This is a genomic window from Paenibacillus sp. FJAT-27812, assembly GCF_001273905.1.
Classification (GTDB): domain Bacteria; phylum Bacillota; class Bacilli; order Paenibacillales; family Paenibacillaceae; genus Pristimantibacillus.
Window position 1 is genome coordinate 4200797 of the sequence record NZ_LIGH01000001.1, and the last position, 23759, is coordinate 4224555.

At 50.7% G+C, this 23759-nt stretch carries 18 protein-coding genes; all 18 read left to right on the top strand.

Translation table 11 applies throughout. The features are described from left to right. Positions 1–66: 66 nt before the first annotated feature. On the top strand, positions 67–2202 hold the full coding sequence (locus ADU23_RS17725; protein WP_053374947.1) for a right-handed parallel beta-helix repeat-containing protein: 2136 nt from the start codon (positions 67–69) through the stop codon (positions 2200–2202). A gap of 160 nt (positions 2203–2362) precedes the next feature. Next, positions 2363–4144, top strand: a complete 1782-nt coding sequence (locus ADU23_RS17730; protein WP_053374948.1) for a glycerophosphodiester phosphodiesterase — start codon at positions 2363–2365, stop codon at positions 4142–4144. A gap of 28 nt (positions 4145–4172) precedes the next feature. Then, complete coding sequence (locus tag ADU23_RS17735) at positions 4173–4901, top strand: uracil-DNA glycosylase family protein (protein ID WP_053374949.1); 729 nt, start codon at positions 4173–4175, stop codon at positions 4899–4901. Between the two features lie 27 nt (positions 4902–4928). After that, positions 4929–5717 carry an SGNH/GDSL hydrolase family protein gene (locus ADU23_RS17740; RefSeq protein ID WP_053374950.1) on the top strand — a complete coding sequence of 263 codons (789 nt, stop codon included), beginning with the start codon at positions 4929–4931 and terminating at the stop codon, positions 5715–5717. Beyond that, entirely contained in the window at positions 5714–6625 is a 912-nt protein-coding gene (locus ADU23_RS17745; protein ID WP_053374951.1) for an ABC transporter ATP-binding protein, read from the top strand. The genes ADU23_RS17740 and ADU23_RS17745 overlap by 4 nt, the downstream gene beginning before the upstream one ends. Continuing rightward, the gene (locus ADU23_RS17750) at positions 6618–7589 is read left to right on the top strand and encodes an ABC transporter permease (protein WP_053374952.1); all 972 of its coding nucleotides are present in this window, start codon (positions 6618–6620) and stop codon (positions 7587–7589) included. Before ADU23_RS17745 ends, ADU23_RS17750 begins: the two co-directional genes overlap by 8 nt. 77 nt (positions 7590–7666) lie before the next feature. Continuing rightward, positions 7667–8017: a hypothetical protein gene (locus ADU23_RS17755; RefSeq protein ID WP_442950609.1), complete on the top strand. Its 351-nt coding sequence runs from the start codon at positions 7667–7669 to the stop codon at positions 8015–8017. Between the two features lie 228 nt (positions 8018–8245). Continuing rightward, positions 8246–9631 carry a family 4 glycosyl hydrolase gene (locus tag ADU23_RS17760; RefSeq protein ID WP_053374953.1) on the top strand — a complete coding sequence of 462 codons (1386 nt, stop codon included), beginning with the start codon at positions 8246–8248 and terminating at the stop codon, positions 9629–9631. Beyond that, positions 9631–10632 carry an aldo/keto reductase gene (locus ADU23_RS17765; protein WP_053374954.1) on the top strand — a complete coding sequence of 334 codons (1002 nt, stop codon included), beginning with the start codon at positions 9631–9633 and terminating at the stop codon, positions 10630–10632. The genes ADU23_RS17760 and ADU23_RS17765 overlap by 1 nt, the downstream gene beginning before the upstream one ends. After that, positions 10629–10994: a cupin domain-containing protein gene (locus ADU23_RS17770; protein WP_053374955.1), complete on the top strand. Its 366-nt coding sequence runs from the start codon at positions 10629–10631 to the stop codon at positions 10992–10994. The genes ADU23_RS17765 and ADU23_RS17770 overlap by 4 nt, the downstream gene beginning before the upstream one ends. Before the next feature lie 12 nt (positions 10995–11006). Next, on the top strand, positions 11007–12812 hold the full coding sequence (locus tag ADU23_RS17775; RefSeq protein WP_231637451.1) for a glycoside hydrolase family 36 protein: 1806 nt from the start codon (positions 11007–11009) through the stop codon (positions 12810–12812). A 103-nt stretch (positions 12813–12915) separates the two neighbouring features. Then, positions 12916–13872, top strand: a complete 957-nt coding sequence (locus ADU23_RS17780; protein WP_053374956.1) for an ABC transporter permease — start codon at positions 12916–12918, stop codon at positions 13870–13872. 31 nt (positions 13873–13903) lie between these two features. Further along, complete coding sequence (locus ADU23_RS17785; protein ID WP_053374957.1) at positions 13904–14773, top strand: carbohydrate ABC transporter permease; 870 nt, start codon at positions 13904–13906, stop codon at positions 14771–14773. Positions 14774–14915: 142 nt separating this feature from the next. After that, positions 14916–16514, top strand: coding sequence for an extracellular solute-binding protein (locus tag ADU23_RS17790; protein WP_053374958.1), 1599 nt, complete (start codon positions 14916–14918; stop codon positions 16512–16514). Between the two features lie 172 nt (positions 16515–16686). Continuing rightward, positions 16687–17706, top strand: coding sequence for a response regulator transcription factor (locus tag ADU23_RS17795; RefSeq protein WP_053374959.1), 1020 nt, complete (start codon positions 16687–16689; stop codon positions 17704–17706). Between the two features lies 1 nt (position 17707). Next, positions 17708–19534 carry a cache domain-containing sensor histidine kinase gene (locus ADU23_RS17800; protein WP_053374960.1) on the top strand — a complete coding sequence of 609 codons (1827 nt, stop codon included), beginning with the start codon at positions 17708–17710 and terminating at the stop codon, positions 19532–19534. 358 nt (positions 19535–19892) lie between these two features. Continuing rightward, positions 19893–22175: a hypothetical protein gene (locus ADU23_RS17805; protein ID WP_231637452.1), complete on the top strand. Its 2283-nt coding sequence runs from the start codon at positions 19893–19895 to the stop codon at positions 22173–22175. After that, on the top strand, positions 22175–23758 hold the full coding sequence (locus ADU23_RS17810) for an extracellular solute-binding protein (protein WP_063846040.1): 1584 nt from the start codon (positions 22175–22177) through the stop codon (positions 23756–23758). The genes ADU23_RS17805 and ADU23_RS17810 overlap by 1 nt, the downstream gene beginning before the upstream one ends. Position 23759: the final 1 nt, after the last annotated feature.

Sequence of the window (23759 nt, forward strand, 5' to 3'; positions counted from 1 at the left end):
TTAAGTTGTCGTGTTGAAAATGTTTCTAAATATGTGATTAATTTCGACAGAAACTAGGAGGTCAAAGTGAATATTTTAAAATTAGCGTTGGTATTATGGCTTGGCATGCAGGTCGCGCTGCTGTCAAAGGACAATGTTCAAGTAGCGAGTGCAGCCGAAGCAGGCGCGCAGGCCTTTTACATGATTGAGCTAACACGGTTTGGCATTCATAACGATGGAACACATCCGGTTGAGACAACCAAAGGCATCAATAACGCACTGCGGTGGGCAGCGCAAAATGGGAAAACGACAACCTCGCTTCCGCCCGGAAAATATTTGATCGATAAAAATAGCCGGATCAATATGGTTAGCAATATGACATTTGATCTGCCTATGGACGCTGTGGTTCAGAAGGAGACAAACGACAAAGAGAGCTATTTTCTTATGTATCTGGGTTATGGCATCCATAATGTAACGCTCAAGGGCGGAACGTATGTCGGAGATAAAGAAACGCATAATTACTCGAAGAAAGACCATAAGGGCAGCGCTGGGACACATGAGAGCGGATATGGCATTTTAACGCAGGGAGCATCGAACATTACGATCGATGGCGTCAAAGCGATTAATTTTACGGGCGATGGCCTTGCTCTAGGCGGCTTCGGAACGCTCGTGAAGGATTTATACGAAGGTCATTTTATTAATGGCGCTATTGATGATAAGGGGAAAAACGTTTCTAATGCGCAGAAGATTAGAACGAAGGAGCCTTTAAACTTTTCAAACGTTATTTTCAAAACGGAAGATACGTTTGAACTGTCGAATGCGGTGAAGCTGCCGCGAACGTTTGATATCTTTTTCTACAAGGCGAATAGTTCGTTTCTTGCGAAGAAGTCCAATGTGACGGTTAGGGATATTATACAAATTCCGGAAGGCGCAGCCCAGTTCCATCTGGTCTTTGATCAAGCGGCCAAAAAAGGTGCTTATGTGGAGGTTTGGAACCGGACGGTAACGACCGACGTCGTTGTTCAAAATTCAGAGTTTGCTTATAACCGAAGGCAGGGCATAACGGTCGGTGGAGCCGACCAAGTGCTGATTACAAACAACAAGCTCCATCATATGAAGGGGACGATGCCACAGGCAGGCATTGACCTGGAGGGCGGCTTTGGCGAGAACGGGCACCGCAACAGCAACATTACGATCAAGAGCAATCAGTTTTACAACAATGCTTCTTATGACGTCATTCTTTACGATGGGCGCGATGCGATTGTAGAAGACAACCATCTCGCGTCCAAAGGCGCGATTGGCTTAGCGATTTCCGATCCGTTTAAAGGCGCGCTTATTAAAAACAACCATTTTGACGGCTCACGGATTATAGCGACCCATGACGCGACATTCATTGATAACAAAATGAACGATTCCTATACCCAGTTTGACGGTCCTAATATTAAAATAGACGGCATGACGTTAACGGATTCGATGTTTACGATAAGTGCCAAGGTTGCTTTTGGCGTCACCGCATCCAACATCACGATCAACAACAACAATAAAAGCGACTCCGGCTTGTCTGTTTGGGGGAAGCCGATCCGCCTGAAGGATGTGACGATTAACGGCGAAGGCAAACTAAGGGTCATGTCGGGCGGAGTGGCGGAAGGGTCGATTTTTGACAATTTGAAGGTCATCGGCTACAACACCAACTCTGGATTGTCGCTGCCGCCAGGCACGTATAACAATTGCGTCTTCGAGGGCGCGGAAGGCACCGGCAAATACGGAACGATTGGCATTTCGCTTGGAGGCAAATACGTTTTTGACAATTGCACGTTTAAATCACCGTCGAATCTCAGCACTTACTTGAACGGCGAGCATCCCAAGCTGGATCTTACGATCAAAAACTCAACGTTCGAGGTGCTTGGCAATACGCAGGTGATCAGCATCCAAGCTGCCCAAAATGTGCTTTTGGAAAATAATACGATTACGGCTAACCAAATAACCTCCGATAAGACGGAGATTATTCGCATCAACGATTTTTGGAAGCGCAACGAGCGGCATGATGTCCTTAAAGCCGTCATAAGAGGCAATACGATAACGGCAAATATGGCTGCAATCGGCATTGCAACGCTGTATGCGGGTACAGGAGCACCTGCGTATACGATCGAAAACAACACGCTTTACACGGCAAAGCTGCTCATTAAAAATAATGATATGTTAAAAAATAATGCTGTAAAATAGTAGAGTTATTGGAGAGCCCTGACGAATGGTCGTCGGGGCTTTTTTTTGTTCGGTACAGCCGATTCGACGCGGGGGTAGGTACATACGTTATAATAAGGAAGAGGCGACCAATAATGGCTGCAGCCTCGCTCCATGAAATTGATGAATAGGATGAATAATGATGCTTCAACTATTTGGAACCAGTATCCGCGATTTTCGCGATACGTATAAGAAACATCTGTTGTTTGAATACATGTTTATGCTGCTGACGAGCTTTGTCATCATTCCGATTATTTCGTTTATTTTTAACCGGGTGCTCCGCGTTGTTGGTTCAGGCTCCGTATTGAATGGCGAGGTATATAAAATCGGGCTTAGCTATACGGGGGTTGCCGGCTTAATTGCGATTTGCTTGGTAGCGGTGCTGGTGCTGTTCATTGAATTTGGCGTCGTGATTACGATTGCCCAGCAGCATTATTTTGGCAAAGAGGTATTGATTGCGGATGCGCTTCTGACGACGCTGAGGCAGACGCCTAAGCTGTTCGGATTCGGCATTATTCAGCTTTTGTTTTTCCTGCTGTTCCTAGTGCCCTTTATCGATTCGCCATTGTCTTCATCGTTGTACGCGCAGTTTAATGTTCCGATCTTTTTGAATAGCCGGGTACTTACCTCGTCCTTTGTGACGCTGGCTTTATTCGGAATGATGCTGCTGCTCGGCTTGTATATCATCCTGCGCTGGATTTTCGTTTTGCATTTCATTATGATCGAAGACAAGTCGATCCGGAAGGCGATTAGAAGCAGTTTGTTGTTAACGAAGGGCAAACGATTGTCTATTTTTATCCAGCTATTTTTGCTTAATGCGGTCGTATTCTCGCTTGGCTTTATGACGATTTCGGCGGTCGCTTATTTGCCGTCCTGGCTTGATATTAATGTGCTAAAAGCGATGTCGGATCAATATTCGTTGACGCTATCGACCGTGCTTACCTATATGTTTACGCTGATGCTCGTACCGGTGAACATTATTTTTTTGACGAGGCAATTTTATCATTTCAACCGCAAGCAAGGATCCATGCCAAGAGATCAGCTGCGAATATATAAGAGCCGCTTGGTAGGCCCTATTGAGAAGCGCCTCTTGTCCTTCCTAAAAGGAAGAACGCGCAAGCGAGTGTTATACTCATCGATTCTAGCCGTTTATTTGGCGCTTGCGCTATTTGTCAGCTATGCGGCAAACGATAATTTGGTCTATGTCAAATGGAATGTGCTGCTGTCAGCCCACCGCGGCGATACGCAAGCTGCGCCGGAGAACTCGCTTCGCGCCGTTCGCAGCTCGGTAGAGCAGGGCATTGATGCCGTCGAGATTGACGTTCAGCTAACGAAGGACGGAGTCGTCGTGCTGAACCATGACTATAATTTGCTGCGAATGACGGGTGAGCCGAAGCGGGTAAGCGAGCTAACCTATGATGAGGTAGCAAGGCTGAGCCTAGGCAAGGGCGGCAATGAATTAGAGGAAATCGACCGGATTCCGATGCTTGCCGAGGTACTTGCCGAGGTACAGGGAAAAACGAAGCTTATCGTTGATCTCAAGCCTTATGGCCCCGGCGAGGAGCTGGCTAAGCAAGTGGTTTCCTTGATCGAACAGTTCGAAATGGTGCAGGAGTGCTATATTCAGTCGTTTGACCGCCAGACCTTGCGGCAGATCAGACAGCTGAACCCGGACATCAAGATCGGGCAAATTCTTTATTTTGCGGTTGGGGATTTATCGCAGCTCGATGTGGACTTCTACACGATTGAGCAGGTGATGCTGACGGAGCAGCTCGTTGAACGTGCGCATAAAAAAGGCCGCGAGGTATGGGTGTGGACGGTCAACAGCGAGCGCAATTTGAAAGAAGTGCTCAAGTTCGAAATCGATGGCATCATTACGGATTATCCTTCACGCGCGCACAATATGGTTGAGCTTAATCTATAGCAGGCAATAAGCGAGGGAGCGGATATGGGTGACTCAAATTGAAAAATACAAATCGTACTTGATGTCGCTCCCGCCAGGCAGCCTGTCCAAGGAGCAGCTGTTCGTGAAGGAGCTTTTAATAGAAGAGCGCGATCATATGAAGATTTATTATGTGCCTTATGAGTACGTGAACGAGCGGGCTAAGGTGATGATCATTGGCATTACGCCGGGCTTTACCCAGATGGAGCTTGCGATCCGAAGCGCGAGAGAGGATTTGCTTGCGGGAGTACCGCAGGACCAAATCGATCAGCGAGCAAAAAAGCTTGCCAGCTTCGCGGGCTCGATGAGAAAAAACTTGATTGCTATGCTGGAACAAATTGAATTGCCGGCTGCCATCGGGCTTGAAAGCAGCGCCTCCTTGTTTGAGGAGGACAGAGAGCTGCTTCATACGACTTCTGTGATCCGCTTTCCCGTTTTCCAACAGGGGAAAAACTATACCGGCCATAGTCCGCCTATTTTAAAATCAGAGGTGCTTTACCGCTATGCGGAAACCATTTTGCTGCCGGAATTGCTTGCGGTCAAGGATTCGCTTGTCATTCCGCTCGGCAAATCCGTTTCTGAGGTGGTACAAGCTTTCGTGGATAAAGGCTGGGTCAGCAGGGATCGGTGCTTGTTCGAAATGCCGCATCCTTCGGGAGCGAACGGACACCGGAAAAAGCAGTTTGAGCGGAGCAAGTCCGGCATGCGGCAGCAGGTTGGGGAATGGTTCAGCCGCTAAGGTTATGACAGAGAGGAGTGAATGGGCATGCACAGCAATAAGGTTCGTTTCATAACTGCCTTCGCCGTCCTTACTTGTCTTCTATGGCTGTTTGGATTAGGCTGGTCGGTCAAGGATTATTTAATCGGAGCTGGTTCCACAGCATCGCTGCCTTCCTCATCGGAGGAGCCAAGCATCCCGTCCAATCAGCTGAAAATCGTCGCTCTTGGCGATTCGTTAACGAGAGGCACCGGCGATATTGAGGGCAAGGGTTACGTCGGTTATGTCAGCGATCAGCTGAAGCAAGGCGGCATGGAAATTTCATTAATTAATTTAGGGATCAAAGGGCTGGTCTCCTCAGAGCTGGCAGAGCAACTGAAGGAGAAGGAAGTTGGGCGCCAAGTCGGACAAGCAGACGTCATTCTGATGACGATTGGCGGCAATGACCTGTTCCTTGGCGGACAGACGTTATCGGATCTTTCCGAAGCTAGCATTAAAGGGCTTGAGGACGCGTATCAGAGCAATCTAAAAACAATTATAACGAGCATTCAAGCTGTTAATAAGGAAGCGGCGATTTATTTATTAGGTCTCTACAACCCGTTCAGGGAGCTGCAAAACGGCGAGCTCATGTCGAGCGTCGTAAGAGACTGGAATGCCAAAACAGCGGATACGCTGGCGAAATATCCAAAGGCAGTATTTATTCCGACCTATGATCTGTTTCAGCAGAATACGGGCAGCTTGCTGTTTACGGATCATTTTCACCCGAATGAAAAAGGGTATCGATTGATGGCTGAGCGGGCAGCCGCACTGATCGCCGAAGCGGGAGGGCAACGATGAGCGACATTACATTATCGGTTCAGGGACTGCGGAAGGTGATCGGCAAGCGTACGATCATTAAGGATTTGAGCTTCGAGCTGAAGCGCGGCGAGGTGTTTGGCTTTCTGGGGCCTAACGGGGCAGGGAAAACGACGACGATTCGGATGCTGGTTGGGCTGATTAAGCCAACCTCAGGCACGATTCGTATATGCGGGCTGGATATATCGAAACATTTTACTAAGGCCATGAGGCATTTAGGCTGCATCGTCGAAAATCCAGAGCTGTATCCGTTCTTGAGCGGAATGGATAATCTTCGCCATTTTGCCGTTATGATTAAGGGCATATCACAGGAGCGGATTGATGAGGTCGTTCGGTTGGTCGGCATGCAGGATCGAATAAACGATAAAGTGAGCACGTATTCGCTTGGCATGCGGCAGCGGCTTGGCATCGCGCAGGCGCTGCTTGGAAAGCCTGATGTGTTGATTTTGGATGAGCCGACGAATGGACTTGATCCTTCGGGGATTCGGGAAATGCGCGCGTTTATTCGGTTTCTGGCGGAGGAAGAAGGACTCACGGTGCTGGTCTCGAGTCATTTGCTGCATGAGATTCAGCTGATGTGCGACCGGGTTGCGATCATATCCAAGGGCGAGATCATCCGGGTAGATTCGGTTTCCAATTTATTGTCCAGCGAAGAGAGGCTGGTGTGGCGATTGATGCCCCATGCGCTTGGCCAGTCGATTTTGAAGGAGCTTACTGCGATCATAAGCGAGTCGGAGGATACGCTTACGACAGCTTACATAGAGGGCTCGGTCGGGGAGTGGAATCGTAAGCTCGTGGAAGCGGGAGTAAGCGTGCTGGAGATGAACCGGAGACTTCCGGCGCTTGAGGATTTATTCCTTGAGCTGACAGGGGGCGAGTCGATTGATTAATCTTGTGCAAAATGAAATGACGAAGCTGATCGGCAAACGCCGGTTTATTATTATTTCGGTTATTATCGTCGTTCTGCTCTCCATGTTCTCGTACGCGCAGGTGAAGCAGTCGGAGTCGACGAAAGAGAGATTGGGCACAGTGGATTGGCGCGCCGAGCTGCAGCAGCAGATCGTAGATATGCAAAACAGGCTGAGCAGCGCAGGGCAGTGGCGCGAGCAAATTCAGATTCAGATCAAGCAGTCGCAATATTATTTGGACCATGATGTGAATCCTTCCGAGCCAGGCGCACCAACCTTCATAAGAGGTTTTGTCCAAAATTCAGCAGAGCTGTTTTTGCCGTTATTGGTCATGATCATTGCCGTCGATCTAGTCTCCTCGGAGCGGAGCATGGGTACGATTAAGCTGCTGCTTACGAGGCCGGTGAGCCGCTTCCGTATTTTGCTCAGCAAATATATCGCGCTTATTTTATCGGTTTCTCTCGTTATTTTTCTGTTCGGCTCGTTATCCTATTTGATCTCTGCGGTGATGTTCGGCAACGCTGGCTGGTCAGCCCCCGTGTTAACCGGTTTCTCCACGCACGGAGGCGAGCTTGATATATCGGGCGTTCGCCTAGTCTCGCAGTGGCAGTATATTATTCAGCAGTTCGGGCTCGCATGGTTCATTTCCTTGGTGGTCGGGACGTTATCGTTCATGCTGTCCATCCTGATGAGAAGCAGCGCTGCCGGCATGGGAACGATGCTTGCCTGCCTAATCGCGGGAGCGATCTTAAGCAATATGGTGTCGTCATGGGATTCGGCAAAATATTTGTTTATGGTCAACCTTGGCCTAATGGATTTCATCAGCGGCTCGGCTCCGCCCATCGAGGGAATGACGCTGGGCTTCTCGCTTGCCGTCCTTGCAGCATGGATGGTCGGTTCGCTGCTCGTCTCGTTTACGGTGTTCATGAGGAAGGACATTTATTGATCCGTGCATGGCTCGTCTGTGCCTTGTCCTAAAATCATTCTCTCTGCATATGCATGTAGTAGAAGAGGAGAGTGATTATGGTGGACAAAACCGTGCGAAGATATTATCAGCAAAAACAAAAGCAAAAAGAGATAGAGCAGGAATTAACCGAGCTGCGAGGCGAAATTATGACTTATTTTACCGAGCAGGGCGTAAATGAATTGGAGATTGGGAGCCATAAGGTGAAAATCGTCGTCCAGGAGCGGAAGGAATACGACGACACTAAGCTATACGAGGCGCTGCCGGACCCGGAGCTGTGGCGGCTGCTATCGAAGCCCGATGCGTCCAAAATTACCAGTCTCATCAAGCTGAATGTCATTTCGGAGGAGAAGCTGAAGGATACCTTCTCTACGAAAACAGTAAAGCTGCTTCAAGTGGATAAAAAGTAAGCGATGGCAGAGCTTCTATACGCAGTGGATACTGCGCGTGGAGGCTCTTTTTTTTGTGCGCCAGCGCAAAATGGCGTTAGTAGAGATGAAGAAGGCCAACCAGCCAAGCTGGTTGGTCTACTTTTGTTCCCGCAGTAAAAAACGACAACTGAGCCAAAGTTTTTCCATACCGCAGTCACTATTTGATATCTATACTGAGGTGGAATAGTTAGCAGGAGGAGGAGCAGCATGCGGTATGCAGACGGCAAGGTAAGCGAGATACAAATTGCGTATATCGGCGGCGGGTCGATGTATTGGGCTAAAAACTTGATTGCGGATCTGGCGCTGGAGGAGCAGCTGTCGGGGACGATCCGGCTATATGATTTGGACCACGGCAAAGCAAAAAACAACGAGAAGCTTGGAAATTCGGTATCCTCTTACGAGGACGCGAAGTCTAAGTGGGAATACAAGGCGTATGAGACGCTGAGTGAGGCGCTTACAGGAGTCGATTTTGTTTTCATTTCCATCCTTCCCGGCACTTTCGCGGAGATGGCGGTTGACGTGCATGAGCCGGAGAAATATGGCATTTACCAGCCTGTTGGCGATACGACGGGGCCGGGCGGCCTGATGAGGGCGTTAAGGACGATACCTATGTACGTGACGTTTGCGGAAGCTATCGAGCGCTACGCGCCGGATGCATGGGTATTCAATTACACGAATCCGATGACGCTTTGTACGCGGACGCTGTATGAGATTTTCCCGAAAATCAAGGCGCTTGGCTGCTGCCATGAAATCTTCGGAACGCAAGGACTGCTGATTCGGATGCTGAAGGAAATGGAAGGTATAGAAGGCGTGCAGCGCGACGATATTCAGGTCAATGTGCTGGGCATTAACCATTTTACATGGATTGATCAAGCGACTTACCGCAATAAGGATCTGTTCCCGATGTACAGTGAGTTTGTCGACAAGTATTACCAAGAGGGCTTTGAGACGAGCAAGAACGGTTGGCGGACGAACACGTACACCGCAGCGAACCGAGTGAAGTTTGATTTGTTCATCAGATACGGCCTTATCGCTGCGGCAGGAGACCGTCATCTCGTAGAGTTTATGCCGCCATGGTACGTGAAGGACAAGGAGACGATTGCCTCATGGATGTTCGGCCTTACTACGGTACCTAGCCGGGTCGAAAAAAATGCCGCAGCCGCCGAATATTATGCGAGGCTGATCAGCGGCGAAGAGAAGCTGCCGCTTAAAGCGTCTGGCGAGGAAGAAATTCGGCAGCTGAAGGGATTGATTGGCCTTCAATCATTCGTCACTAACGTGAACTTGCCGAACGCGGGCCAGATGAAGGGCATCCCGCTAGGCGCGGTCGTGGAGACGAATGCCGCATTCTCCGGCAACAGCTTAAAGCCTATTCACGCCGGCGAGCTGCCTGTTGAAGTGAACTCGCTTGTGCTTAGGCATGTCATGAATCAGGAGACTATTTTGAAAGCGGCGCTGGAACGGGATGAAAACTTAGCATTCCATGCATTCGTCAATGATCCGCTTGTAACGATCGGCATCAATGAGGCGGAGGAGCTTTTTGAAACAATGCTTATGAAGACAAAATCTTATTTGCCGGGGTGGGATCTTTAATGACTTATTATGCTGCCAATAATCGCTACGAGACTATGACCTATAACCGCTGCGGCAACAGCGGGTTGAAGCTGCCTGCCATCTCCCTCGGGCTATGGCATAATTTTGGCGGAATCGATGCGCTGGAGAATGGCAGACGCATTTTGCACCGTGCTTTTGATCTCGGTATTACCCACTTTGATCTCGCTAACAATTACGGTCCGCCTCCCGGCTCGGCAGAGGAGACGTTCGGAATGATCTGGAAACGTGATTTCGCGAATTACCGTGACGAGATGATCGTCGCCACCAAAGCCGGCTATTCGATGTGGCCCGGTCCTTATGGAGAGCGGGGCTCGCGAAAAAGCATGCTTGCGAGTCTGGATCAGAGCTTGAAGCGAATGAATATGGAGTATGTTGATATTTTTTACTCACACCGCTTCGACGCGGATACGCCGCTTGAGGAAACGATGGGCGCTCTCGATCAGGCGGTCCGACAAGGCAAGGCGTTATATGTCGGCATTTCCAATTACGGGCCTGAGCAGACCAAGCAGGCTGCGGATATTCTCCGTGGCCTTGGAACGCCATGCCTTATTCATCAGTCGCATTACTCCATGTACGAAAGAAGATTGGAGCAAGGCTTGCAAGAAACGCTGAAGCAGGAGGGCGTTGGCACGATTGCATACAGCCCGCTTGCTAGAGGGCTGCTGACGGACCGTTACTTAAAAGATATTCCGGCGGATTCGCGCGCGGCGGGAGCGAGCGCTTTCTTGAAACGGGAAGACATAACGGAAGCGAAGCTTTCGATGTCGCGGGAGCTGAACAAGCTGGCTGAGGAACGCGGACAATCGCTTGCCCAGATGGCGGTTGCGTGGGTGCTGCGGCAGGGCCGCGTCGCATCTGCGTTGATTGGGGTCAGCAAGGCAGAGCAAATCGACGATATCATCGGATCGCTGAGCAAGCCTGACTTTAGCGAGGACGAATTGAACCGAATCGAGCGGATTTTAGGAGGTCATGCGCAATGATCCGTGCCAGGTTAAATGAGCTTACGAACAACGCGAATGGGGCTGGACATTTTTTAGGCGACCTGTTGCCCGGCGATTTTCTTACCTCGGGCGGGCTGTCCTTCGCGAAGCGAGGGGACCGCAGCCATACGAATGATGGGCCTGACGGTAGAGACTACCATATCCATCGCGACCGGGAAGCATTCATTATTTTGCAAGGAGCAGGGACGATGGAAATCAATGGCGAGCATCATCCGGTTGCCGCTGGCGATATCGTCATTGTCGAGCCGGGAGAGGATCATCATCTTTGCTCAAGCGAGGAAAATCCGATCGTTACAATCTGGTGCCATGCCGGAGAGAATCGCCATCCGAACCAAAGCTAGGAGGAATGCGGCTTGATTACCGTATCGACAAAAAAACATCAATTTATGCTGGCGAGTAAAGAAGAGGGCGAAACGGAGAACCGATTTGCCATCTCCTTGGCTGTAGAGAACAAAGGGGATGGCATTGACGTCATTCGGCTTATCATGAAGGCGGAGCAGCTTCTGAAGCCGCCGGTTCTGACGCTGCGCTGGCAGCATCCGGCTGATGACATTCAGGCAAGCTGGCATCCTGCGCAGGATCGGAACAAGAGCTTCAAGGCGGATTGGATGCGCGATCTTCGTGCAAATGCCGCGACGTCAGCGCCTGTTTATTCGCTTTTCAATCTAAACGGAAACAATAGGCTGACCTATGCTTTCTCGGACGCTCTTCACACGACTCATTACGCCGGGGGCATTCGCGAGGAGACGGCGGAATTTCATTGCAGCATCCAGCTGTTCAAAGAACCAACGGCGCCGCTAAAGTACTATGAGGCAGCGCTGTTAGTGGACACTAGGGACATTCCCTATTACGAGAGCTTGCAGAATGTGCAAAATTGGTGGAGTGAAATGCCTGCCTTTAAGCCGGCTGCCGTGCCGGATGAGGCGAAGCGGCCGATGTATTCCACCTGGTATAGCATGCATCAGAACGTGACGGCGGAAAGTGTTGAAGCGGAATGCGAGATTGCCCGTTCGCTCGGTATGGATGCGGTTATCGTCGATGACGGCTGGCAGACGGAGGATAACCGGAGAGGATATGCCTATACAGGCGACTGGGAGCCGTGCGAGAGCAAGTTCCCTGATATGGCTGGACATGTAAGCGCAGTTCACGCGCTCGGCATGAAAATCGTGCTCTGGTATGCCGTTCCTTACGTCGGCAAGCACAGCAAAGCTTGGGACCGCTTTCAAAACAAGCTTGTCCGTTATAACGAGAATAGCCATGCAGGCGTGCTGGATCCCCGTTATCCCGAGGTGCGGGAGTATATTATCCATACGTATGAGAAAGCGGTGAAGGAATGGAACTTGGATGGCTTCAAGCTTGATTTCATCGATGCCTTCTATTCCCCCGAGCTGCAGCAGCCGTCTACGGCGGAAGGCCGAGATTGCGAGTCCATACCAGCGGCAGTCGATCGGCTGCTTACGGATTCTTTAAGCCGGCTGAGGGCGATAAAGCCGGACATCATGGTGGAGTTCCGCCAGCCTTACGTTGGTCCTGCCATGCGTAAATACGGCAATATGTTCCGGGCCTCTGACTGCCCGTACGACAGCATCCAGAACCGAGTCCGTACGCTCGACATCCGGCTTCTATGCGGCGATACTGCCGCACATGCCGATATGATTATGTGGCATCCCGAGGAGCCTGTGGAGAGCGCCGCGCTGCAGCTGATCAATCTGTTGTTCTCCGTGCCGCAAATTTCAATGCCGCTGCATTCGCTTCCTGACGAGCATCGCTGGATGCTGCGTTACTGGCTCGGCTTCTGGTCGGAGCACCGGGACGTGCTGCTGGATGGCAAGCTGGCACCGGGCAGCCCGGAGCTTCTTTATCCAGTCGTACAGGCCTCTAAAGCAGGCAAAACGATCATTGCCACTTACCATGACGCAATAGTTCCGCTCTCCTCATCAAGGGAAACCGATGCGAGTGAGGAATGGATCATCGTCAACGGCCGATTAAAGGACAGCGTCTATGCGGAGGTAACGGCACCGCTTGGCAAAGCGAATGTCGTCATCAGCAATTGCTGCGGAAACGTAGTCAGCGAGCATAAGCTCCATCTTGCAGCGGGACTGCACAAGCTGCCGATTCCGCCGTCAGGCACTGCCGTGATTCGAATGGTGTCGTCGTAAAAAAACACAGGCTGCCTCTAAATTACACCATGGCTGCCTGGATACATCCCAGCTATAGTGAGAGAGACAAAACTATAATCGTACGAGGAAAGGGGAGGAGAGCATGGCAAGCAAGCTCGAAAGCTCCAACAGCATCACGTATCAATTCTCGACGCCTGAGCACAAATGGAAGTTCGTACGCAAGCATTGGCCGCTGTACGTGCTGTCGATTCCAGGCATCATTTTTTTTCTCATATTCCGTTACGTGCCGATGCTCGGATCGGTCATTGCATTCCAGGACTACAATATTTTTAAAGGGATCAAAGGCAGTGATTGGGTAGGACTCTACCATTTCAAACGAATGTTCGAATATGCAGAGTTCATGCCTATTTTAAAAAATACGATTCTTATCGGCGTGTACGACCTTTGCTTCGCGTTTCCAGTTCCAATCATTTTGGCGCTGCTGCTGAACGAGATACGCATCATGGCCTACAAGCGAATCGTCCAGACGGTCGTTTATATGCCGCACTTTCTGTCATGGGTCATCGTCGGCGGAATTGTAGTCGGCGTACTGTCCCCGTCTACGGGAATCGTCAATCACATCATGTCGCTCTTTGGCCTTGATTCGGTCTACTTTCTAGGAGAGAACTCTTATATACGCACGATCCTGATTGGCTCGGGTATCTGGAAGGACAGCGGCTGGGGGACCATTATTTATCTCGCCGCGATCGCCGGCATCAATCCCGATTTGTACGAGGCGGCACAGATGGACGGCGCAAGCCGCTTGCGGCAGGTAACTTCTATTACGGTTCCAAGCATTTTGCCAACGATCGTTATTTTGTTTCTGCTGCAAATCGGCAACTTCCTGGACTTCGGCTTCGAGCGGGTGTTCGTATTTTTGAATCCGCTTAACAGCGAGAATGGAGAAATCATCGACACATATGTGTATCGGGCTGGTCTTGTAGACAGGCAATACAGCTACACGACCGCAATAGGCTTGTTTAAGTCCATTGTCGGCCTCACGCTCATCATGGTCGGGAACAAATTCAGCAAAAAAGTAACCGGTGACGGGTTGTACTAACGCTACTTGGAGAAAAGAGGTGAAATTCGCTATGATCATGACAAGAGGTCAAAAAATCTTCAACATCTGCAATATTTTCTTTCTTGGCATCGTCGGTCTCAGCATGGTGCTGCCGCTTATTCATATCATTGCGCAATCATTGAGCGACGCGGTCGCAATCAATGCCGGAAAGGTCAGCTTCTGGCCGATTGGCTTCACGCTTAGCAGCTATAAGCTTATTTTGCAGGATCCGTCCATTTGGGCTGGTTTTCGCAACAGCGTCATGATTACCGTATTCGGAACGCTAATTAATCTCATGATGACGGCGATGCTTGCTTACCCGTTGTCTCGTCCGGAATATCTGTACCGCAAGGCCGTGCTTATTCTCGTCTTGTTCACGCTGGTCTTTAGCGCGCCGCTTATTCCGAACTATCTGCTGGTGAAGCAATTGGGGCTGCTAGATACGCTATGGGCGTTAATGCTTCCGATGGCGATCAGCGCGTTTAATCTGTTTATTATGCGATCGTTCTTCATGAATCTCCCGAATGAGCTTATTGATTCGGCGAAGATCGACGGCTGCGGGGAGTTTCGGACTTTTTGGAAAATCGTGCTGCCGCTCTCAAAGCCGGCAATGGCAACGATGGGCATTATTTATGCAGTCGCGCATTGGAATCGGTATGCGGATGCGGTATTCTATATCAGCGACCGTCGCTGGATTCCGCTGCAAGTGCGTCTGCGGGAAATCGTCTTCACCGATCAATACGGCCAATCGGATGTTACCTCTGAGCTGCTGCAGTTGGTGTCGCCAGAAGGCATTAAAATGGCGGTTATCGTGGTCGCAACGATTCCAATTATGATGGTCTATCCGTTCCTGCAAAAACATTTTATCCAAGGTATGCTTGTCGGCTCTATCAAATCGTAAAAGGTGTTCAAACGGTCCACCTTAGAAAAATACAAGCGGGCTTAAATTTTGACATACAGAATGTTGGAAATAGTTTCTATAATTGCTCCATACAACACGAAAGCGCTTGCATATTTTAATCATGGGAGAGCGGGGTTATGGTATGAAGAAATGGGTTGGCATTGGGTTAACAATGGTTTTGGCAACAAGCCTGGCGGCAGGCTGCTCGGGGAATAAGCCGGCAGAGCAAAAGCCTGCAAACGAGCAAACGGACAACGGTGGGAAGCAGCAGGCAGATGAGGGCAAGAAGAGTCCTACAAAGTTCTCTTATTTGCTGCCAACAACGGTGAGCTCAGGTTACCACACTAGAGTGCCGGATCTGAACAAGGACAAGTGGGTGCTGAAGCTGGAGGAGCTGACGAACGTAGACCTGGACATTAAGGTCATGGAAGATGCCAAGTATGGCGTCATGTTCGCAAGCAATGACATTCCTGATGTCGTAGGCAGCATCGGCGGCCCAGGCAGCAAATCGATGTCGGGCTCCGTAGAGAGCGGAATCTTCATGCCGCTGGACGATCTGCTTAAGGAGCACGCGCCGGACTTGATGAAGCTTATTCCTAAGGCTGCTTGGGATACCGTATCCTACGATGGCAAAATTTACGGCATTCCTGAGTTTCTAAAAAGCCCGTCCCGCCGCGCAACGTACATTCGTACAGATTTGCTAGAGAAGACCGGCCTTAAGGCGCCGACGACCATTGAGGAATTTCTCGATGTGCTGCGCGCCTTCAAGAAGATCGGCGTTGAAACACCTTACCAGATGCGTGAAAACTTCAAGTACGCGGATATCGTTTTAGGCGCGTTTGACGTCTTGCCGTACAAAGACCAATTCGAGCTTGTGGAAGGTCAAGTCGTTCCGAAGTTCTTTGATTCTGAGAATATGCAAAAGGCGCTTCAAACCTACAAGACGATGTACGAGGAAGGCCTTATTCCGAAGGAGTTCGCAACGATCTCCTCGACCGACTTCACGAAGAGCCTCGATGCCGGCAAGCCGGGCATGTGGTCGCAAAACGCTTCTGGTTTGCCAGGCTACCGGACGACTGTAGGGCGTGCCGTACCGGAAGCCAAAATTGACATCATTCCTTCGCCGAAGGGACCGGAAGGGAAAAATGGCTACTTCTTGTATTCGCCAGTCGTTAGAACCTTCTACATCAACAAAAACGTTGACGAAGCTAGAGCCATTGAGATTGTGAAGTTCTTTAACTGGATGGTTTCGCCGCAAGCCGAGGAGTTCTTCACTTTCGGCATCGAAGGGGACACATACACGAAGGATGCAAGCGGTCTTGTCAACTACAAGTTCCCGGATACGAAGGAGCTTCAAGAGGAAGAAAGCTGGAGAAGCGGAACGATGTGGGCCGTGCATGATTCCACCTACAATAAGCTGAGACTTGAGCTCAATGATGATGGCAAAGCGACGCTTGCCGCATTCGACAACGTATTGTCCCAGGAAGGCCTGCCAGGCATCGGCTTCTATCCGGAGCTGATCACCTTCAGCAAGTTTCCGGATCTAGCCGCACCGCAGCCGGACGTTGGGCCAAAGCTCATCATTGACCATATGGTCAAAATGATTTACGGCAAGGAACCGATCTCCGATTGGCCGAAAGTTATCGAGGAATATAAGGCTAAAGGCGGCGACGAGATCATTAAGGATGCCACGGAGCGTTGGAACAACAAAGTGGGCGCCGTTCAGATTGAAAGACAATAATAAATTAGGTGCTATATGAAGAGGCTCCCTTCCTGCGAAGGGAGCTTTTTCGCTCCGACGCAACAGAAAAATAATCATAAAAAAACACAAGTCTGCTAAAAATAACCCTTTCATGAAAACCGTTTTTGCGTCATGATAAAGGTAGTGACAGTCAGGTAAGGAGGAATGAGCTATGCATGTACTTATCGTAGACGACGAGCCCGTTATTCGCAAAGGGATATCGAAGATGACGGAGCAATATGTGCCGGCTTTCACCAAAATATCAACCGCAGAGAACGGACAGGCCGCTCTCGAGCGGATTCGGACACTTGAGCCTGATATTGTGCTCACCGATATTCGGATGCCGAAGCTGGACGGCCTTGAGCTATGCCGGATTCTTCATGAGCAGTATCCCCATATCAAAACGGTCGTCATATCAGGCTACAACGACTTTAGCTACGCCCAGAAATGCGTGGATTATGGCGTAAAGCACTATCTTTTGAAACCGATTACAAAAGCAGATGTGCACGAGGTGCTAGCCAAGTTAGCCAAGAAGCAATCGGCTGGCTATATAGCGCCATCGAGATATATGGAATGGGTTGATCTCATGGAGCAGCATATTTGGTCGCTCCAGACGGACGAGCTGGATGAGCTGAGCGGACGCTGGCGGGAGTATTGCTTGTCAGCGAATTTGTCGCTCGCGAGGTTGAAGGAGCTGCTCTGCGATTGCAGCGACCTTCTTTTAAAGCGCTTCCAGGCGCGGAACTTCGTCCCTAAACCGAAGCTTAGCTTCCTGCAAGCGGGAAATGTGAAGGACGCGCTGGATGCTTTCGAGGCAGAGCTTCGCGGAATCCGGGACGGACTCGCTTCGGTGCGAAGCGGCAACTTCCGTGATCCGATGGAAGAGGCAAAGTCTTACATCGACAATAAGCTGTCGCAGGAGATAACGCTTGATCAGGTCGCAGCGATGGTTGGACTTACGCCTACCTATTTCAGCTCTTTGTTTAAGAAAATGACAAATGAAACGTTCGTGAAATACCGGATTAACAGAAGGATTGACCGTTCAAAGGAGCTGCTGTCCGTGCCGCATTTGCGCATCGTTGACATCGCCTCGGAGGTTGGGTACGACGATTATCCGCATTTTACGAAAACATTCAAGAAGCTTGTAGGCGTTACGCCATCCGAATACCGGGCAGCTCTGGGGATTAAATAAGATGAGGTTCCGCAGCCTGTACGCAAAGCTGTTCTTCTATTTCCTTGTCGTTATCGGTCTGACTTTAAGCGGAGTAGGCATCTCTTATACGACATCGTCCCGCGAGCTCGACGAGATGGCCGAGAAGCAGATGGGGCAGATTGCAAGCAACGCAGTCCATCATACCGATCTTTATTTAAAGGATTACGAGCGGTCGATGGTTTCCTTGCTGACGTTTCGTTATGTGATGGAGTTTATGGACCTGCCGGCCGACCGGGAGGAGTACGATTATTATTATTACCGCAAGACGATACGCGAGGTAGGGGCGGACCCGCTATTCATCCGCAATCCGAAGATTGCATCCATCTCTTTGATCAGCGATAAGGGAAACGCCGTTTATTATTTCAACGAGGCGAGCGAGCAGTCGTTCACCCCTGAGGAGATCCGCAAGCAGCGGGATTATTTCATGAGCAATACGAGCCCGCAGGGCCAACTGAGCATTTTGAAAAGCAGCATATTGACCGGTCAGGAGAAACAGATGGTTACGCTTGTTCGCCGCATCCGCGGGTACAGCTCGCCGGAGCTTAAAGGGCTGCTTGCGATTGAGCTGCGCTCGGCAGACCTCTCTGCGCTTTGGAAGGGCGTGGATCTAGGCAAATATGGCTATTTATTCATTACGGATGCAAACGGGAACATCATCTATCATCCGGAAAACAGCAAGGAGGGCACCGTATTGACGAATGCCGTGCGCCTTAAGCTTGAGCACGCTGGCGATGCGTCCTTCTTCGACGACAGCGAAGGTCAAAAACGAATGTACATGGCGAGAACGTCGGATTACTCGCGCTGGAAGCTCATCGTCTCGATGCCGGTGGACGAGGTGAGAAAGCCGGTTACGAACATTCGGAACTCGACGCTCACCGTCGGATTGTTGACGCTATTGCTCGCTATTTTTCTCGCTTATCGATTCGGAAAATCAATAACGAAGCCGATTCAAGTGCTGAAATCGGGGATGAGGGAGACGCAGAAGGGCAATTGGGTGCCGATTCCGCTTCCGAAGCACCGCGATGAGATTGCGGAGCTGATGCTGCGCTATAACCACATGGTCAAGCGGCTGTCTGATGCCGTGGACAAGGTCGTTCAGGTCGAGCTGAGCAATCAGGAGATTCAAATGGAGCGTCAGCGCGCCGAGTTCCAGTCGCTGCAGCTGCAGATCAATCCGCATTTTATGTACAATACGCTTGAAACGATTATCTGTTATGCGGCGGTGCAGGACTCCGAGGATATAGCCGAAATTGTGCAGGCGCTCGCTTATATGCTGCGTTATTCCGTTCAGACCAATCTGGAGGAGATTACGGTTGCGAACGAGCTGAAGCATGTCATGTATTATATGAAGGTGATGCAGCACCGGATCGGCCGGGAGTTCGAGATCGATGTGGCAATGAAGCCTGAATATTTGCTGCATGCGATGGTTCGCCTAACGCTCCAGCCGCTCGTGGAAAATGTTTTTCAGCATGCCTTCCCTGAAGGCGTGGAGGAATATCATTTCATCCGCATCGATTGCGGTGAGGAGAACGACGTCTTCTGGGTTAGCGTCGAGGATAACGGCTGCGGCATGACGAGCGAACGGCTGGTTGAGCTGCGCCATAAGCTAAGCGCGAACCGATTGGCAGACGGCGAGGAGCAGGATGATGACGGGCACAAAAGCGGCATCGGCGTGCTGAACGTGCACCGGCGCATCCAGATGGTTTTTGACGACAGATTTGGCCTTCGCATCGAGAGCGAGGAGCAGCAGGGCACGAAGATTACGATGCTCATGCCGAAGGGGCGTCAAATAAAAAGGAAGCAATAAGCTGTTGCAGCTAAATGGAAGCAGGATTTAGCTAGCTTCCGGCTTCCGGTTTGCTGACACGATTACTGGTAGGCGTAAAGAGCTTTAGAAGCGATTCTAAAGCTCTTTTTGCTTTTTTGCACACCCAAACATACGCATGCATGCGGTACGTTTTTTAAGAAGGTTAGATTGTGTTTCCTTGTGCCGGAGGTGGGCTTTCTTACGATTTCGAGAGGAATACAAGGAAGCAGCATAGGAAAACACATTTCGATGTGAAGAAATGACATGTCAATGTGGTGACAGCGGAGGTATTATGAAGGCGTTTCAATAAACGGCGAGAGGTGGGAAATGATACGTGAATGGGGGGAGGAAAATCAGTTTGAGGCTGCCGATACTTTTTTTGTTCGCGGAACTATTGCCGATTGGAAAGAAGCTGGCGCTGGGGGCAGAAGTGAACGAGAGCGCCACGAAGCAAGCAGCCCCGCGGCATCTGAAACGGATTTATTTTGCAGACAGCGAGGGTTTGGAGTATGGGCTCAATAGCGAAATCAAGCTGCATAAGGGCGATTTCATTAGCTTATCGCTGAAGGGCCGATTAGAGTCCGGCGAGGAAGTTGACCTTGGCGGCATGACCAAGACGTTTTTAGCCGCAACTGCCGACATCTCGGTTGATTCATCGGGCTTGCTGTCAGCTAATCAAGTAGGAGCCACTCTCCTCTATGCGGAGGTTAGGGCAGGAGATGCGAGTCTAAAGACGAACGACCTGTGGGTGAGCGTAAGCGATCCGAGTGAGTTCGAGGCAGAGGAATATGTGTTTTCTAATGTGTCGGTTGCGCATCCAACGATGGAAGCGAAAATAGGCCGTCCCGCTCTTATTGAGCCAGGCGACTTCTATCCCGAGGTTACCTTGCACTCGAATGTGAACGGACGAGTAAGCGGAGAGTTGATAACGCACGGCTCAACCATTGTGGAGCGAATCCCTTCGGCCTCCCTGATTAAGGGAGATACGATCAAGCTATCGCTGCCTGGCAGGGCAAGCGAACAGGGCGAATATGAGCTTCGTTTGACCATTGAGCGCGCAGGCGCAGGGCTGGTTTATAATTCCTACTATTTCACAGTATGGAAGCAGGAGGACATTTCTAAAGATGATTGCCAGATCGCTTTCTTAGATAAAAAGAACAAAATGATCTATGCCAGCGATTATAAAGGGAATAGATTGCTAGACTTTTCTAATGCCGGCTACATGGGCGGCGGAGTGCCGCTGCCAGATGTTCCGGTGCAGGCAGTCGTTGAACCAGGCGAGGGAGACGATACGGCGAGCATTCAAGCCGCGATTGACCGCGTTGAACAGCTGCCTGTAAATGAACGAGGCTTCCGCGGTGCCGTTTTGCTAAAGCGAGGGAAATTCGAAGTAAGCGGCACGCTGTACATTCGGGCAGGCGGAATCGTGCTGCGCGGGGAAGGCGATGGCGAGGGAGGCACGGTTATTCACGGAACTGGCGTGATGAAGCGCAATCTGGTCGAGATCGGCGGGACAAACGCTCCGGTAATCGACACGGCTTCACGAGTGGCTGTCGCAGATCTTTATGTGCCGTGCGGCGCAAGAAGCTTTCGGGTAACGGGTGCATCCACCTTCCGTGCGGGAGACCAAATTATAATCCGCCGTATGGGGAATGACCGCTGGATTCATGAGATCGGCATGGACCATATCTATAATCGCCCAGGCGGCGGAGTGACCCAGTGGTCCCCGTTTGACCTCGACTTTGACCGAATCATTACCGCAATCCATGGAAATGAGATTACCGTCGATGCGCCCATCTCAAATGCAATCGAACGCAGATGGGGCGGCGGCGAAATTTTTAAATATACGGATGCTGACCGCATTGAGCAGGTTGGCGTCGAGCACATCCGCGTGGACAGTGATTTTGATCCGCGCATCATAGATACGGTTATGGATAACGACACGGCAGAGCCTTATTATGCGGACGAAAATCATGCCGAACGGTTTGTCGTCTTCGGCAGCGCCAAGAACGGCTGGGTACGAAACGTGACGGGCAGCCATTTGTCCTATTCGCTCGTCCAAGTGGGATGCCATGCAAAGTGGATTACGGTGCAAGACAGCAGCATGTACGATATGGTCAGCATCGTGACGGGCGGACGGCGCTACGCGATTCATTTCATGGGACAGCTGAGTTTGGCACAGCGGATTTACACCGAGACGGCGCGGCATGCATTAATCGTGGACAGCTATGTTACCGGTCCAAACGTCTTTCTCGACAGCGTATCTGCCAAGGAGTACAACACGAGCGAGCCGCATCACCGCTGGTCGGTCGGCGGGCTTTTTGACAGCGTGAGCGGTCTGATCTCGATTCGGGACAGAGTATGGCTGGGAAGCGGGCATGGCTGGGCGGGCGCAAACTATGTGACATGGAACACGGAGGGCGAGCTGACAAGCCAGCAGCCGCCAACGGCGCAGAACTATGCCATTGGCCACGTTGGACCGAAGATTCCGGGCATAGTGCCATCCGCGTATGACCCTCGCCCTCGCGCCGAAGCGTATTGGGAGCATGAAGGCAAGCATGTAAGGATCGAGAGCCTTTATAAACAGCAGCTGGAAGAGCGTCTAGGCAAGCAAGCGCTAAAAAACATACAGAAGAGGTGATGGGATTGAAACGAGTACTTAAGTTGACAATGATCAGCGCATTGATTGCCATAGTTGCTGCAGGATGCGCGGACGGCAAGGCGGCAGGCAACAAGCCGAAGGGCGGCGACAGCGTCCCGGCAGCAGGCGGCAAAACGTCCTTCTCCATGTCTATGGCTACTAGCGGCAACAAGCATGCGGAGCGGTCTGCTGATATAAACAGCGAGAAGTGGGTACTCAAGCTGGAGGAGCTGACGAATACGGATCTGGACATCCGAATGATCCCTTTGAAGGATTTTGCCAGCAAAATGTCGCTCCTATTCGCCTCAAATGACATTCCCGATGTCGTTCAGAACGTTGGCGGGGCTACATCCAAGGGGATGTCCGGCTCCGTAGAGTCCGGTATCTTTATGCCGCTGGATGCTTTGCTAAAGGAGCATGCGCCAAATTTGATGAAGGCTGTGCCACCTGAAGCTTGGCAGGAAACCAGCTATGACGGCAAGATCTACGGCATCCCGGCATGGATTTCCAATCCGTCGCGCCGCGCTTTGTTCATCCGTACGGACTTGCTTGAGAAGACGGGTCTGGCGGCTCCGAGGACGGTCGAGGAGTTTTTGGACGTCATGCGTGCCATGAAGAAAAACGGCGTCGAGTTTCCTTATCAAATGAGGGAAAATTTCAAATATGCCGATACGGTGATGGGGGCATTCGACGTGCTGCCTTCGCAGTTCGAGCTGCAAAATGGCGAGGTTGTGCCGAAGTTTTTTGACGTGGAAAATATGACAAAAGCGCTAGAGACGTACAAGACGATGTACGACGAGGGTTTGATTCCGAAGGATTTTGCTTCCMTGTCATCAAGCGACTACAGCAAGAACAATGAAAGCGGAAGATCGGGCATGTGGTCAGCGAACGCCCAGCTTCTAACAGAGCTGCGAGGCAAGCTCATTAACGCCGTGCCTGAAGCGAAGCTCGACATCATCCCGTCGCCGCGCGGCCCGGAAAATGTAGGCGGACATTTGCTCTACCCAAGCGTGAACACCTCTTACTATATCAACAGCAAAGTGTCGCAAGAGAAGGCGATCGCTATTATTAAGTTTTTTGAATGGATGCTGACGCCGGAAGCGGAAATTTATTTCACATTTGGCATTGAAGGCGATACCTACACGAAGGATAGCGACGGCAAAATCAATTACACGCCGCCGACTGAGCCAGAGGCGATGGATGAGGACCGGTTCCGCGGCATGTTCTGGTTCGTGCATGACATGATCTACAACAAGGCGAAGGAAGAGCTGACAGAAGACGGCCGTGACATGATGATGTACCTGGATACAGTCGTGTCGAAGGAAGGGCTGGGAACCGTTCGTTTCTCTCCTTCATTAGAGACGTTTTCAAAATATCCGGATGCATCCCCGCTCGGCGATGATACGGGGCCGAAGCTGATTATCGAGCACATGGTAAAGATGATCTACGGCAAGGAGCCGATCGCGGATTGGCCTAAAGTAATTGAGGAGTACAAAAAGAAAGGCGGCCTCGACATTATCAAGGATGCGACCGAGCGGTATAACAACGGAGAAGGCGTAATTGTCTCGGAAAATCGGAAATAAA

Excerpts from the sequence above, each read along its gene's own strand:
- ADU23_RS17745 (WP_053374951.1), top strand. The coding sequence starts at position 5,714 with ATGAGCGACATTACATTATCGGTTCAGGGACTGCGGAAGGTGATCGGC.
- ADU23_RS17790 (WP_053374958.1), top strand. The coding sequence starts at position 14,916 with ATGAAGAAATGGGTTGGCATTGGGTTAACAATGGTTTTGGCAACAAGC.
- ADU23_RS17730 (WP_053374948.1), top strand. The coding sequence starts at position 2,363 with ATGCTTCAACTATTTGGAACCAGTATCCGCGATTTTCGCGATACGTAT.
- ADU23_RS17785 (WP_053374957.1), top strand. The coding sequence starts at position 13,904 with ATGATCATGACAAGAGGTCAAAAAATCTTCAACATCTGCAATATTTTC.
- ADU23_RS17780 (WP_053374956.1), top strand. The coding sequence starts at position 12,916 with ATGGCAAGCAAGCTCGAAAGCTCCAACAGCATCACGTATCAATTCTCG.
- ADU23_RS17800 (WP_053374960.1), top strand. The coding sequence starts at position 17,708 with ATGAGGTTCCGCAGCCTGTACGCAAAGCTGTTCTTCTATTTCCTTGTC.
- ADU23_RS17770 (WP_053374955.1), top strand. The coding sequence starts at position 10,629 with ATGATCCGTGCCAGGTTAAATGAGCTTACGAACAACGCGAATGGGGCT.
- ADU23_RS17755 (WP_442950609.1), top strand. The coding sequence starts at position 7,667 with ATGGTGGACAAAACCGTGCGAAGATATTATCAGCAAAAACAAAAGCAA.
- ADU23_RS17760 (WP_053374953.1), top strand. The coding sequence starts at position 8,246 with ATGCGGTATGCAGACGGCAAGGTAAGCGAGATACAAATTGCGTATATC.
- ADU23_RS17740 (WP_053374950.1), top strand. The coding sequence starts at position 4,929 with ATGCACAGCAATAAGGTTCGTTTCATAACTGCCTTCGCCGTCCTTACT.
- ADU23_RS17795 (WP_053374959.1), top strand. The coding sequence starts at position 16,687 with ATGCATGTACTTATCGTAGACGACGAGCCCGTTATTCGCAAAGGGATA.
- ADU23_RS17765 (WP_053374954.1), top strand. The coding sequence starts at position 9,631 with ATGACTTATTATGCTGCCAATAATCGCTACGAGACTATGACCTATAAC.